This window comes from Terriglobus roseus DSM 18391, assembly GCF_000265425.1.
Lineage (GTDB): Bacteria > Acidobacteriota > Terriglobia > Terriglobales > Acidobacteriaceae > Terriglobus > Terriglobus roseus.
Genome location: NC_018014.1, coordinates 3,775,579 through 3,789,398, shown reverse-complemented (window position 1 = coordinate 3,789,398; position 13,820 = coordinate 3,775,579). Strand labels below are relative to the sequence as shown.

Genomic DNA, 13,820 nt, shown 5'->3' with positions numbered 1-13,820 from the left:
CCAAACAGAGAGGCTGAGAGTGGATCCGATAACAGATGTCTTTCGTACGCTGCACGTAACCGCATTCGGTCAGCACAGGCTCGAAGCCACCGCCCCGTGGGGACTCAGGGGGGGAGGGGCGGAGAACGAAGAGAAACCGCCGAATACCGGCAAGCATCGGCCACCGGCAGAGTTGGCGCACTTCGCCATGCTCTCGCGTGGCAATTGCTGGCTCAACGTCGAAGGCATCAAGGAGGCGATTCCACTCACCGGAGGCGATTTCATCTTGCTTGCCCGTGACACTTCAATCGTCATGCGCGACAGCCCTCGCACATCACCGAAATCGACATTTCGTGAGGCCGCCGCCAAGGCCAAGAGCAACGTAGCTCATTGCGGAGGCGGCGGCGCACCAACGACCATCGTCTGCGGGTCTCTCAGCTTCGACCGTGCCAGCCTGAAACCCGTCACTCAGTTATTACCAAACTTCATTCTGATCAAGGCCGATCAGGCACGCACGTTCGCTCTCCACAACACCATGCAGTCTCTAGCGTCGGAGATGGCAGACCAGGTGCCAGGGTCTGAAATCGTCGCGACCCGCCTCGCCGAGGTTCTCTTTATACAGGTACTCCGGGCGTATATCGCGACGGAACCGGAACGCAAACAAGGATGGCTTCGGGCGGTATTCGATCCTCCCATCGGCACTGCCCTGACCGCCTTTCACGATCAAGTGGGCGCGCCATGGACAGTCGAGTCTCTGTCCGCAGCAGCGGGCATGTCTCGATCCGCATTTGCACTGCGTTTCAAAGATCTGCTCGGACAGACACCTTTGGAATACGTAACCGAATGGCGAATGCAGAAGGCGATGCAGCTACTCGAACAGCGTGATAAGAAGCACGTCGACGTTGCTCGATTAGTCGGTTACGAGTCCGATGCGGCATTCAGTAAGGCCTTCAAGCGAGTGGTTGGAGCCAGTCCAGGGGAGTACCTCAAACGTGGATTGGAAGACCACAGGCAGGCCCAATAGGCACCGTTCTCGTCAGCTGTGATCTCCATGAGCGACAAATCACTAATGCACTCATCAACATCGGATTTCGGCTCCCCTGCGACGATCGTCGTTTGAGAGGGCGAGCTTTCATCTGGGCTGTGATTTGATCAGCGAATGCTGAGCCGCGCGTTTCTGTCCTGTAACGCCTCCTCTGATCTAGGCAGAAACATCTCCAGGCGAAATTCGACTGCTTGCGTCTGGATGGCTTCCACGGTGGGCCGGAAGCTTTCGTCGTAGAGCCGGAAGGCCGCCTGGATATCGGTCGGGTGTTGCGCGAGCGCATCGGCGAGTGCTGCGGCGCCGAGGATCGCTACGGAACCACCCATGCCTGCGGCTGGCGATGGGCAGTAGCCAGCATCGCCCACCAGGACGACACGCCCCTTCGACCCCCAAGCACAACGCCACGGTTACGCTCGAGCACAACGCGGTACTCGTTGTTCTGCCTGCCAAAGGTGGCGTAGGAGCGCGTGAACATGTCCAGCTCGAGGCTGCGCTTGCAGCCGACGTCATGCTGTGAATGCATATCAACATAGTCAAATCTTGTTCAGGCTTAATCTGCACAATGCACAGTTCCAGACGGACACTCAGCGGGTTTTGAAGTCTCCTAGAGTCATGCCCCTTCAATCCTTCTTCGTTTGCCGTGTAAACCCCGACGGGTCCGAAGATTGGATCTGCCTAAGGTGCTTTCAAGCTGCTGCCAATAGCCTGAAGACGAGCGAAATGGAAGCAACTGCATCTGCACACTTCTGCAGGGACCTTAGGCTTGAGCAGGCCTTATGGTGTGCTTTGCAAGCTGAGCTGGTTAGGTCATCCCGTCTTCTGGGCGACGTCGAATCCCCAGCCCATGATTAGCGAGTCAGTTTCCGCCATGCGACGGGGTGTATGCACCCTGTCTTCGCACGAAGGCGTCCCAAGTGACGTATGAAAGAACAATTGAACGGCCGTGATGTAGGAGTGGTCAATGGTGACCGTGTGGTTTCTGTGCCTTCTTTCCTGAAGCATCAGAGAAGCGAAGTGGCACCACTAGACAACTAGAATGAACGAAGATGTTGGAATCAGGCACGTCTACTGTTCAGCCCGTCATTGCGCAGCAACGGGCAGTCGATCTCTTCCTTGCTGGAGGCAATCTTCGGATCGACGCCTACGCTGGGACAGGTAAGACCACCACCTTGAGACTGCTGGCCGGCAGCAAGCCCGGTAGAGGGCTGTACCTCGCCTTTAATCGTGCCATCGCAGTCGAAGCGCAGCAACGCTTCCCTTCTCACGTGAAGTGCGCCACGACACACTCTGTGGCGTACCGGGGTGTACGCCGAAAGCTCGGCTATCCGCAGTGGAAGCTCACCGAGTCACTCACTCCCAATTTGATCCTCGAAGCGTTCCGTCTCCCTCAGACGGTGTCGTTCCATAGCGGTGTGGTGTTGGAACAGAGATCTTATGCAGCGATCCTCCGTGACGGGATGAAGGCATTTCTGCAGAGCAGTGACAAGGCGCCGGGATCAGCCCACATTCCCCGGTACGGCATGCTTGAAACGCTGAGCTCAGGGCAGTTCGACAGTTTCGCTACACAGGCTGCTGAGCACCTCAGTTATCTCTGGATGGCGATGCTTGATCGAGAACGAGGCCTACCACTTGGCCATGACGGTTATCTGAAACTATGGGCCTTATCGGAGCCCCGTGCCGAAGTCGACTACATTATGGTCGATGAGGCTCAGGACCTGAGCCCGGTCCTGCTGGATGTGCTCAACCAGTCGGCATGCCAGATCGTCTATGTGGGGGATCCATACCAACAGATCTACGAGTGGCGTGGGGCCGTGAATGCGATGCAACAGGTTCATACACAGCACCGCTGCCTCCTCTCACAATCATTCCGATTTGGACCGGCAATCGCCGCGGCAGCAAGCATCGTTCTCCGCACACTCGGCGCACGAGAATCGTTGCGAGGGTCTGCTGCTATCGACTCACACATCGGACGGGTTCGACCGGACGCGATCCTGGCTCGCAGCAACGCGGGGGTGATCGCAAACGTTCTCCGTTGCCTTGCTCAGAACCTGCGCTGCGCGGTGAGTGGCGGTACCAAGGAACTGGAACGTGTTCTCTCGGACGTGCAGCGCGTGAAACAAGGTCAGGTGGCACAGTCGCCCGAGCTCCTGGGGTTTCAAAACTGGAGAGATGTGATGAGCTTCAGTGCCCAGCCAGAAGGCGGAGGACTCCGGCCGCTGGTCAACCTGGTCCAGGAGCATGGTGAGGCCCGTATGCTCCGGGCTCTCTCTGTCTGTGAGTCGAGCGAGGCCACCGCGCAGGTCATCTGCTCCACGGCGCACCGTTCCAAGGGACGCGAATGGAACTACGTGCACCTCGATAGGGACTTCGAAGCAGGCTTCGTCCGCGCCACTCAGCTTCCTCCCGCTGAGGTCAGTAGGGCCACAGCCTCCGAAGCACGCTTACTGTACGTTGCACTGACTCGTGCGAAACTCGGCGTGCACTTGCCTCGCGAGACTGCAAAGCGATTCGGGATCCGTAGCACCACGAACGAGCTGCTCGGACGTTCTGCTGGATAGCACGAGGTCAGCTCCATCAGCGGCGACCGGGAGCAGTCCCGGTGGAGATGCGAGGACCAGTGATTGTCCGAAGACGCCTTCACGCCGGCTGCCTATTTGCCGAACCACGGCAAAGCAACAACAGCTAGCTGCGTGCTACTTCCCTGCTGACTCAGAAAACAGCGGCGCCTGTGCATGCCGCGGTAGCTGCTGTATCTGTCTTTCCTGATCCTCAAGGTGATCCAGGATTGCTGTGACAGCCTTCCGCACCACTTGAGTCTGCTCGACACCGTAGCGGCGGGCCAGGCGCTCGAAGCGATGCTTCTCTGTGCGCGGCAGGCGGACCGAAAGGGTCAGCAGGTCCTGCTTTTTAGGCTTCATCGGGTTGGTCTCGTCGAGACGGATTGAGTTCAAGACCAACTCCGTAAAGTCTTTCGCAATGTCGACCGCGCTCTTCATGCCTTGATCATACATATGCGACACAAGCTGCAAGGTCGGTCAACTTTGAGCACACAAGCTGTACAGCGCAAGCCCAATACTGCTTGACAACATAGGAAGAAACTAAAGTTCTATGAGTAAAGGATTTGGGCTGTACAGCGCGTAACACCGAGCACCTACTCTCCCTCATCTTTGCCCATCGCATCATCATCGTCGTCGTTTCAGGGGAAACTTATGTCTGACCGTATAGCGGAGATTGATCGGAAAACGTCAGGACGCGGATCACGCCAGAGAATGCTCGCTGTGGCTCCGACACAGCTACAGCTCCGGCTGACGGATCTTCTCATTTCGGTCAGCTCGCATAATCGCGCCGAGCTATTCGAATGGTGCTCGATCTGCTTTTCGCCTGCCTGCTGCCAGCCGACCTCTCACCCGGGCGCTACTAATGCAGCTCTCGCGCAGACTAGACAGCAGCGGAGCAGAATGACTATGCAGGCGGCAATCCTGCGCAAGCAAGCGAGACGATAAAAGAGGAACTCTCCATCCCCGCTCGATCCGCACCATTCAAGGGGGTTCACCCATGTGAGCGTCATATCTGATCCGAAGCGTGATCCCTCACACACTGATACCGAAGCCATAGCTGTGTTCATGCTTTGGGGCGATCTCGACACGCTGTTCCTTGGCCATGTCTGGCACATGGGCGCTCTGCTGCGAAACCTCATGCCCGAGTGCAATGGGCAGCTTTTCCCGATCGTTCGTGAAGAGCTGCGCATCGTGCGCGCCGCGCGAGACTGCCACATAAGCCATGCGATTGTTGAGCAGATCTTTCGCGCCCAATTCGGTATCGACATGGACCAGCACACGCTCAGCGGTCTGCCCCTGACTGGAATGGCTTGTGACGGCGTAGCCATGATCCAAGTGCGGATGCTTCACAGGATCGATCTGCACGAAACGGCCATCATCCATGCGTAACGCCATGCGTCCTTCCGTGATGCCCTCCACTGTCCCCAGCTCGCGATTGGCAACCTTCAAATCATTCGCCGGCGCCGTGAACTGGATTCGATCTCCCGAAGAGAATGCGCGCTCTTCCTCACGGTAGACCGACACACCCGACTGCCGGCGAGGATCGTAGCTCTGCTGCCGTCGGTCGTTCAACTCCACCGTGATGCGGTTCTGTTTGCCGTCCACGTCAAGTACGTGCGCGTACTCGCCCTTGTCGATGCCGGTTTCCTTTGAAGCACGACTGTAGCGAAGCACATCGCCAACCTCGTACTTTTCCGCCCAGGTCCGGGCCGCGCCCGTGAGATCCTGCCGTGGCACCAGCGTCTGGATGCGGTGCTCTTCCCTGCTCACAAGACCTTGCTCCTGTAGTTCGGCGCGGATTCGGCCATTGATCTCGGCGCGAGAGCGGTTGTCGGGTGAGACGACCAGCGTGTTCTCCGGCGACTTCGCGTATTCCTTCGCTATCGCATTCATGCGCTCTTCGCGGCCACGGAACTCATGCACCCGCCCTTGGTCATCCAGCTTCTTTACCGCCGCGCCCACTTCGCCACGCGAAAGCTGCTCGATCACATTGCGAAGCTCTGGATCCTTCTGCCGCACGATCTGATCGAGCGAGATCGTCCTCATGCCTGCCTGCTGCAACTGCGCAAACGGCTTGCCAGCATCCACGGCCTCATGCTGCCTGCGGTCGCCCACCAGCAGAACGCGGTCGTTCCGATGCAGGCGCGTTACGAACTCGTGCATCTGTTTCGTGGAAGCAAGTGAAGACTCATCCAGCACATAGAGCCGCTTCTCTCCGCTGTCCGGCTTCTGTCCACGCGCTAGGTGCATCTGCAGCGTTGAAGTCTCGATCCCGGCCTCGCCCAGCTTTTGAGCCGCCCGTGACGTGGGCGCAAAACCCTCCACGCGATAGCCCTCGGCCTCTGCTCCTTCACGCACGACGGCCAACGTCGTCGTCTTACCCGCGCCGGCTACGCCGTCGATGGCGACGATCTTCTCTCGGGAAGCAAACAGCTCCTCGGCAGTCGTGCGTTGCGAAGCGTTCAGCTCCGGGTGCCGGTCGATGGTGTCGAAGCGTTCCCGGCCTTCCAGCAGCATAGGATGGCTGAAGTTCCGTTCGTTGCCCTGCCGCATGACGGACACTATCTCGCGCTCCATGCGCACCATTTCAGCGGTCGTGATCTGCGGTCCCCGCACATCAGCCGGAGCCTCGCGGAACTCGCCCGCCTGCATGCGGCGTTCGAACTCCTGCCGAACCTGACTATGGGTAATCTCGCCCATGCCACGATCCAGAGCCGTCTCGTACAGGGCGCGGCGGTCCTGCACAGCTTGCCGCTCGAACAGATGATCGCGGGCATAGGTGACGGCCTGTTGCGCCTTCATCTCCGGAGAGTATGCCTGTTCCTGCCGGACCTTGTGCGTACGCTCCAGGGCCTCGGCGACCACGCGATCGGCCTGATGGCCGTGCTGCGCCGCAATCTCCTGGTGGGCTCGCTGCACCTCCGTCGGCGTCTGCAGTTCCTTCTTATCCCGCGTGCGGTGTGCTGCGATCTGTCCAGCGGCCGCGCCGTCGATGCCCTGCTCTCGCTTGTAATCCTGCACCTGCTGACGGCGTGGGCTCGACGCTTCCAGGTACTCGCGGGTGTAGCCCTTGATCTCTGGCTGTCCATCCTTGCCGCGCTCGATCTCATATCCGAGATCTTGCAGCCGCGTGGCCAGCTCCGCCCGGTAGATTGCCGTGCCGTAGTGCTGCGAAGCGTACAGCTCATGCGACTGCACAGAACGGGTCTGCCCGTTCTCACGCTCGGTGACGTTGAAGATCACTGCATGGGTATGAAGCTGCGGCGCGGCATAGCCTTCCACCGGCCTGGCAGTGTCATGCTCAAACGTCGCCGCCGCAAACTTGCCCGTCGTCTCCGGGGCATGCACATTACCGATGCGGGCCTGCGTGTAGTGCTCGATCTCCCGCAGGGCCACACGTACACTCTCGCGATGCGCTTCCCTGACGCGATCATCGCCTCCGACCAGTGAGGTCAGCGAAACAGACTTCGGAGCGGAGAACGTCGCGTCCCATCCGGCGCGATGCTCCACGCTGGTGACTTCCCTGCCGCCCTTGCCCTCATAGGTTCGTGAGACCTGGTGCTTCACCAGCTGCTGTTCGGTGATCGGGTGCTGGCCCTCGCTCAGGCGGGCAAAATGCTCGTTGCCTACGGAACCGGAGAGACCCCAATTCTCCGCAAGCCGCCCCTGCCACTCGCTGAAGCCCTGCTGGTCGCGGCTCCAGTAGTTCTGCCGCTCTGACGCGAACTCACGTGCGTGGTACGTCCGTGCCTGGCCGGCTGAAAGTGCTTTAGAAGACATGGTGAGCATGGAGACCTATCGACGCCCTGGTTTAGTCGACGCTACGTTAGCAACTGTGGTCTTGTACCTCAAATTTTGCAATTGATCACGCCATTCTGAACAGAACCATTTAACTCTCACGCGCGGCGAGCGTAAACTGTCCGGCAAGGCGGTACGATGGCGTACTTTACTGAAGCTGAAGAGTCTCTTCTCAAAGAATTTTTTCTCACCTGCTTTCCAAACCCGGAACGAAACGGTTGTCCTGATGAACTTGCCTTAAAGGCTTTTGCCGAGGGGACCACTCCCAAAGGATCCACCTCCGTTCTGAGCCATGTCTCGTCGTGCTCTGAATGCTACGACGAGTATGTCCACTACAGGATGGACATGAAAAGTAGATAGCACAATCCACATCAGGAGAACTCATGTCACTCATCTCGCGCTTTGCAAACGCTTCGTGGACTGTCCTCAACAGCGTTGGTCGTAAGGATGGGCAGCTGCCCACACCTTCATGGTCTACATCGCGGCTGCTTAAGCGCACTGAACGCCATTTCCCACCGCTTGGCCCACGTTTTACGCAATCAGTTTGCCCAGCTTGCCAGCTAGAGACACGTGACGCGATCATCCGAGGCCGGGGGAAAAGCTCTTCTCTTTTCGCCGACGAAGCGTTGATTGAAGCCGAAGTCGTCGAAGTCAATGGTCAGGTTGTCATGCGCAAGTACTGCGCCCGCCATGGGCAAATCGAAGATGTACTAGCTCGCGACGCTTCCTTTTTCTGGCGCATGGAAAAGCTGTTCCCTGGATGCGACTTCCCGAGACGGGAGAATGCAGACTCTCTGGGCTCTCACACAGTTCAGTATGGACGTGGTTCGTTTCTGATCATCGATCTGACGACTCGCTGCAATATGAAGTGTGAACCGTGCTTCATGAACGCTAATGAGATCGGCCACGTTCACGAACTGAGCCTTTCTGATATCCGCAAACAGCTCGACTATGCATTGACCGTGGAACCTCGTCGCGAGATCAATATTCTCTTCTCAGGAGGAGAGCCGACAATATCGGCTCATTTCTTGGAAGCGGTCGCCTATGCAAAGAGTATTGGACTGCACAGGCTACATGCCGCGACGAACGGCTTGCGGTTTGCTGAAGATCCAAGCTTCGCAATTGCAGCAAAGGGTGCCGGGCTGCACGGAGTTTACCTTCAATTGGATGGCGTGACGAATGACACCAACGTTCATCGTGGTATCGGAAACCTCTTCGATCTGAAAGTGAAAGCACTCGACAACATCAGCGCTGCCGGCCTGCATACGACCCTTCAGGTAACCGTCATCAACGGCGTAAACAATGCGCGCTTGGCAGAAATAGTGGAGTTTGCAGCCAAGCGTTCTGACCAAATCCTTGGCGTTGTCTTCCAACCAGTAATGTTCACAGGAAGAGATGAGCAGATCACGGAGACGCGGCGCAAACAGCAACGCTATACCTTGTCTGATCTTTCGGATGATCTGAGCCAGCAGTCTGGCATCGTCTGGATGCCTGGACGCGACTGGTTCCCTATGGCTACATACAACACTCTCGCAATACTTCTCGACACATTAAACCCTCATCGGGCCATGGGCTCAACATGTGTAAATGCGCATCCCGATGCAAGTGTGGTGAGTCCGCTCATAGTAAATAGGACCACAGGTGAACCTACCCCTCTCGCCTCATTCTTCAATGTCGAAAGGTTCCTCAACGACATGGAAGCAGTGCTCGAGCGTGGTCGTGGTGCGCTGATGAGCAAGGCCTCAATCCTAGCGTCACTTAGGAGAAATTTCGAACAGCGACTCGCCCCTATCAACTTTCGTTTTACTGACCTCTTGCAATTGGCTTCCCGCTCAGCGGCTCGTTTTGATTCAAGCAGCGAAGAGCGAATTTACTCCCAAGACAAATGGTCCCTACTCATCGCCTCCGGTATGTGGTTTCAAGATCTCTTCAATTACGAACTTCCGAATATCCAACTCTCCACCGCCCTCGTAGCCGATCTTGGTGTGGAAGGTCTTTCTCCGTCTGAGATCTCTTTTTCGTTCAAGAATGCGGTTGGCTGGCGACAAATAGTTGAGAATCATGCCTCAGTGCCTACCTTGAGCGATTGGCATCGCTCACAAGGTCGCCACGCAATTTATGCCAACGGCGTCAGTGTTACTGTCGATGAGCTCACCTCGTCACTAAAAAGATGTTTCGCCGAAGAGCCTTCCTCAGGAGGTTACATTCTTGAACGTTTTTCACGGCCAGAAGTTAACGGTGAACCTTCACTGCGTTAGTTTGCCTTAGTGTGAGTCCGCTTTTCAAAAAGCGGACTCAGTTGCTTGACCCTGCTCGTCTGACGGAGGATTCAGACAGTGTTTTCAGCGCTTTCTCCGTATCGGAGCATTCAAGAAAAACATCAATACGCACCTCTACGGCTAGAACGCGAACAATACCTCAGTCACCTTCTGCAGCAGGGGTTTGATCGGTACGTGGTGCGTTCAACTGCCAACTACCTCTTACATATAGTCCGGATTTTCGAACTTAAGGAACTTAGGACAGTACAGGAGGAAGAGATCCTACGGGCTGGCGAGTCCTGGGCAAGCTATGAAGGTCCCCATCGTCTTCGACCTCATGTTGCTGGGGCGTCTACCGTGTTTATCCGAGTAGCAAAAGCATGGTTCCTCTTCCACGGTAAGCTAGCGCGTCCTCCTAGCGCTCCTTTCCATGACTTGGCAGCCCTCTTTGCTGTCGATCTTCGCTACCGCGGCCTTTCGACTGCCACAGTGACAGGCTATAGCTCGCGAGCGGACATGTTTCTACGCTGGTTAGCATCGGAAATTAACGACTTTGGCGCTGTTTCGATACATCACGTCGATCAATTTATTGCTGTTAAACGCACTGAAGGGTGGAAACCAAGAGGTGTTGCCACCCAATGCCAGGCGTTACGCAGCTTTTTCAGATTTTGCGAGATGCGCGGTTGGTGTGATTCTGGAATTCCTCTAGGGATCCGCAGTCCGCGCATACCCAAGTATGAAAATGTACCGAAGGCACCCTCATGGCCTCAGGTGCAAAAAATGGTTCGCTCCATTCGGGGTCTGGACCCGGTCTCGTTGCGGTCAAAAGCAATCCTTACCCTTCTCACAATCTATGGGCTTCGGAGCAGCGAAGTGACAGGCTTACGATTGGACGATTTTGATTGGAGAAGCGAAACGTTTACAGTCCGGCGAGCAAAACGTGGTGGTATCCAGCACTACCCAATCCAATACGAGGCCGGCGAAGCAATCTTGGACTACCTGCAGCGAGGCAGACCCAAATGCGAATCTCGGCTTCTGTTCGTGTCGGCGCGCCGGCCTTACGGCAGGCTTTCCCAGTCGCCGATGTACCACACTGTAGATGTGGCGATGCGTAAAGTTGGGATAAACCTCGAACATACTGGGCCACATGCGTTGAGACACGCATGTGCCACGCGTCTTCTTCAAAAAGGTTCCTCTTTAAAAGAGATTGCAGACTTCCTCGGCCATAAGGACATTAAATGTGTCGGCATTTACGCACGATTCGACTTGCAATTGATGCGCAAGGTTGCAAACGTCAGTCTTGCGGGGCTGTGATGCGATTAGAGCAGGCAATAAGCGCCTACATTGAGCAGAAAAGAGCTGGCGGAGCAGCCTTTGCGAAGGGTGCTCAGATTCTGCGCTCCTTCAGTCGTCACGTCAGAAATATGGATCTTCAAGATATTTCTGAACGCCAGATTACAAATTTTCTGAATGGTCCACAAACGTCGACGGTTACGTGGCGTTCCAAACATCTTCTCTTAAAGCACTTCTTTTTATATTGGCGAGCCCGGGGTGAAGTCGCCGGACTGCCTCTCCCTCCCTCACGAGCACCAGTGCCACAGGTCTTTACGCCTTATATCTACTCCCGTTCAGAGGTGAGGCAGCTTTTGCAAGCGACGCGGGTCTCGCAAAGAGACAAAGCATGCAAGTTTGACGCTGGTACGTTCCGGGCTTTTCTTCTGTTTCTATACGGCACGGGAGCGCTTACCGGTGAGGCCCGTCGCCTTAAACGGTGTGACTTGGATCTCCGGCGCAGACGAGTCACGATAAGGGGTAGTCAATTTGGCAGATTTAGAGTGCTTCCCATCGGCACCGATCTCTACGGTATCTTGCGCACCTACATCAATTCGAGGCAGCGCAGAGGAACCAGCAGTGAACACTTTTTCTCGGACGTGGACGGGCACGCGTTGAATGAAACCACTCTGGCGAAGAGCTTCCAGCGTTTGAGAAGGATCGCTCAAGTGGTGAGACGGGACGGATACCCCTACGCACCGCGTTTACATGATTTCCGGCACACGTTCGCTGTACACCGGCTTTCCTCTTGGTTCAAGAGGAAAGCTGATATCAACCGAATGATCCCAGCCTTATCGGCCTACATGGGGTTAGTAGGACTTGGCTCTACCGAACGTTACCTTACGATGACGTCAGAACGTTTCCGCACACAATTGGATAAGCTCAGTCCCAAGAGGAGCAAGAAACACTGGCGGGATGACGCAGCTCTTATGCAATTTATTGAGGGTCTTTGACCCGTTTAGCCGCTTTCGGCTCCGAAGGTACTTGCTGCAAGTTGGTTTTTACTCGATTTCATTGCTGCTGTCCCACGTAAATCCTTCCCGCTTCACCTCGGGAGGCTTTCCCAGCGGCAGTTCGGCCTGCAGCTGCTTCGACGTTGGAGCAGGTACTCGCTTCTGAATTGGTGCATCCGTCAGTTTCTCCGCTGGCTTTGTCGGCGGTGCCTCTTCTCTCTTCCGCTCTACAAAATCCGCTTGTTTATTGCACTTCTTGGCCAGCGCAAAATTCGTCGGGATGACACGGTTTTCTTGCTTGATAAAACCATGTAGCGGCGCAAGCCCGGCAATTTCGGAAGCCATGACGAGCGGCTTCGTCGCGATCTCCATGGCGTAGGACTGCTTAGACCCGAGCAACTCCATGCTGCGCGACTCCTTCAGCCGCTCGATCTCGATCTCGCCGATCGCGTCGGAAACCCACTTGGCCGCACGCGGCTCAGAGGTCTTGAGGAAGATCTTCGTCGCCGGCTGGGAGAGCATAGCCTCGGCGTCCTGGCCATAGCGCTTCTCCATCTGGCTTTTACCCTGCAAGCCCATGACAACCGGATTGCCGTACTTGCGGTTTTCGGTCACGGCGGCATGAAGCTGCGGCAGCTTGTTGAGGCTGGCAAGCTCATCGAGCACGAACCAGACGGGTTTGGCTCCCTCGTTCACGCACGGTTCCATCATGCGCAGAATGAACAAGTCCAGCCAAACGGAGTGCAGCGGCAAGAGCTTCTCTCGGTACGCGGCGGAGGAAGTAAGGAACACCCACCGCGTGCGCTGAAACTTCCAGTCCTCGGTCCGGAAGCCAGGCTTGGTGTGATCTTCCGGCAACAGTTCCAGGCTGTCAGCGATCATGTTCAAGCTGGAGAGCACACCGGCTCGCTGCGCCGGGGCGGCAGGATCGACCAGCGCCGCCTGCGGCGTTCCCTTCACCCGCATCTCGATCTCTTCAGGATCACTCATCCACTGCAACAGGTCGCGGGTCTTCGGGTGCCACATCAGCAGCCGTGCCAGTACCCGGCGCGGCGCATCAGTGAAGAATGCTTTCTCGTATTCCTTCTCCGGCAACATCGCGGCGGCGATCGTCATGGCGATCTCCGGGCTCGATACCTCGCCCCGCAGATCCCACCAGGGGCAGCGGGCGTCGAGCGGATTGAGGATGAGGTCGCCCCGCTCCGGGTTATAGAACTCGCCCACGAAGTCCATCGCCGGGTCGTAGACGATGGCGCTCTCGCCTCGCTCCTGCACCTGCCGAAGGATCTGCCGGATGGCCGAGCTCTTGCCCGAACCCGTGTCGCCCATGAGCAGGATATGGCTCGACTCCAGCCGCTTCGGGATGCGGTAGCTACCACCGGGGAGCATGCCTCGTCGTTGCATCCGGAGCCGGATGCCATCCTCGCCCGAACGCCGGAACCGAGCAAGGCCGGACCCCAGCTCGGGGCCTTTGGTGCGACGGCCGTGTCGTTCTTCATGTGCCCGCGCTCTTCCGGAACCATGCCGGAAGTACTGCCATGCCGTGTACAGGGCAATCATCGCGGCAAGCGAATAGAGCAGTGGCCGGGCGATCAGCCATCCCGCACTCTCGCCCTCGAAGATCTGTGACCGAAGGTAGGGCGCCAGCTCCGCCGAACGCACCTTCTCGACAGGATCCTGCACGATGCCCTGCCATCCCCGAACCCGCGCGACAGCCGACAGCTTCACCGCAAGTTTGCTGTCCGGGTCGGCCTCGGAGTCGGCCGGGAGGAGCACCTCCGGCTTGCGCTTCGGTGCCGTCTTCATCACCCAACGAATGGAGGTGAGATTGCGGGGATGGTCCTCCGCGAAGCTGCTGGCCACGTATGCCGGAAGGTACAAATGCTGAAGGGGCGAC

At 57.1% G+C, this 13,820-nt stretch carries 10 protein-coding genes; 5 read left to right on the top strand and 5 right to left on the bottom strand.

Going from position 1 to position 13,820, the window contains the following annotated elements; genetic code table 11:
• Positions 1-19: 19 nt before the first annotated feature.
• A complete protein-coding gene (locus tag TERRO_RS15390; protein ID WP_014786622.1) occupies positions 20-1,003 on the top strand; it encodes an AraC family transcriptional regulator in 984 nt (327 codons plus the stop codon).
• Between the two features lie 128 nt (positions 1,004-1,131).
• Here the strand turns inward: TERRO_RS15390 and TERRO_RS15385 are convergent, their stop codons facing one another.
• The gene (locus TERRO_RS15385; protein WP_041592639.1) at positions 1,132-1,350 is read right to left on the bottom strand and encodes a hypothetical protein; all 219 of its coding nucleotides are present in this window, start codon (positions 1,348-1,350) and stop codon (positions 1,132-1,134) included.
• The gene (locus TERRO_RS15380) at positions 1,335-1,547 is read right to left on the bottom strand and encodes a hypothetical protein (protein ID WP_014786621.1); all 213 of its coding nucleotides are present in this window, start codon (positions 1,545-1,547) and stop codon (positions 1,335-1,337) included. Before TERRO_RS15380 ends, TERRO_RS15385 begins: the two co-directional genes overlap by 16 nt.
• Before the next feature lie 523 nt (positions 1,548-2,070).
• Here TERRO_RS15380 and TERRO_RS15375 point away from each other — a divergent pair.
• Positions 2,071-3,582 carry a UvrD-helicase domain-containing protein gene (locus TERRO_RS15375; RefSeq protein WP_014786620.1) on the top strand — a complete coding sequence of 504 codons (1,512 nt, stop codon included), beginning with the start codon at positions 2,071-2,073 and terminating at the stop codon, positions 3,580-3,582.
• A gap of 135 nt (positions 3,583-3,717) precedes the next feature.
• On the opposite strand, the gene TERRO_RS15370 is transcribed toward TERRO_RS15375, so the two are convergent.
• Positions 3,718-4,020, bottom strand: coding sequence for a hypothetical protein (locus tag TERRO_RS15370; RefSeq protein WP_157178393.1), 303 nt, complete (start codon positions 4,018-4,020; stop codon positions 3,718-3,720).
• A gap of 594 nt (positions 4,021-4,614) precedes the next feature.
• Positions 4,615-7,362, bottom strand: coding sequence for a MobF family relaxase (gene mobF / locus TERRO_RS15365; protein WP_245536115.1), 2,748 nt, complete (start codon positions 7,360-7,362; stop codon positions 4,615-4,617).
• Between the two features lie 401 nt (positions 7,363-7,763).
• Between mobF and TERRO_RS15360 the strand changes: the two genes are divergently transcribed.
• From TERRO_RS15360 to TERRO_RS23975, 3 genes are all read left to right on the top strand, one after another.
• Complete coding sequence (locus tag TERRO_RS15360; protein ID WP_014786616.1) at positions 7,764-9,638, top strand: radical SAM protein; 1,875 nt, start codon at positions 7,764-7,766, stop codon at positions 9,636-9,638.
• A 435-nt stretch (positions 9,639-10,073) separates the two neighbouring features.
• The gene (locus tag TERRO_RS22790) at positions 10,074-10,952 is read left to right on the top strand and encodes a site-specific integrase (RefSeq protein ID WP_157178392.1); all 879 of its coding nucleotides are present in this window, start codon (positions 10,074-10,076) and stop codon (positions 10,950-10,952) included.
• Positions 10,877-11,923, top strand: a complete 1,047-nt coding sequence (locus TERRO_RS23975; RefSeq protein WP_081490655.1) for a tyrosine-type recombinase/integrase — start codon at positions 10,877-10,879, stop codon at positions 11,921-11,923. Before TERRO_RS22790 ends, TERRO_RS23975 begins: the two co-directional genes overlap by 76 nt.
• Positions 11,924-11,971: 48 nt before the next feature.
• Here TERRO_RS23975 and TERRO_RS15345 read toward each other — a convergent pair whose 3' ends face one another.
• On the bottom strand, positions 11,972-13,786 hold the full coding sequence (locus tag TERRO_RS15345) for a type IV secretion system DNA-binding domain-containing protein (protein WP_157178391.1): 1,815 nt from the start codon (positions 13,784-13,786) through the stop codon (positions 11,972-11,974).
• Between the last annotated feature and the right edge of the window lie 34 nt (positions 13,787-13,820).

What these genes read in the sequence shown, in the direction of transcription:
- TERRO_RS15385 (WP_041592639.1), bottom strand. Translation starts at nt 1,350, where the DNA reads ATGGGTGGTTCCGTAGCGATCCTCGGCGCCGCAGCACTCGCCGATGCG.
- TERRO_RS15380 (WP_014786621.1), bottom strand. Translation starts at nt 1,547, where the DNA reads ATGCATTCACAGCATGACGTCGGCTGCAAGCGCAGCCTCGAGCTGGAC.
- TERRO_RS15375 (WP_014786620.1), top strand. Translation starts at nt 2,071, where the DNA reads ATGTTGGAATCAGGCACGTCTACTGTTCAGCCCGTCATTGCGCAGCAA.
- TERRO_RS15370 (WP_157178393.1), bottom strand. Translation starts at nt 4,020, where the DNA reads ATGAAGAGCGCGGTCGACATTGCGAAAGACTTTACGGAGTTGGTCTTG.
- mobF (WP_245536115.1), bottom strand. Translation starts at nt 7,362, where the DNA reads ATGTCTTCTAAAGCACTTTCAGCCGGCCAGGCACGGACGTACCACGCA.
- TERRO_RS15360 (WP_014786616.1), top strand. Translation starts at nt 7,764, where the DNA reads ATGTCACTCATCTCGCGCTTTGCAAACGCTTCGTGGACTGTCCTCAAC.
- TERRO_RS23975 (WP_081490655.1), top strand. Translation starts at nt 10,877, where the DNA reads ATGTGTCGGCATTTACGCACGATTCGACTTGCAATTGATGCGCAAGGT.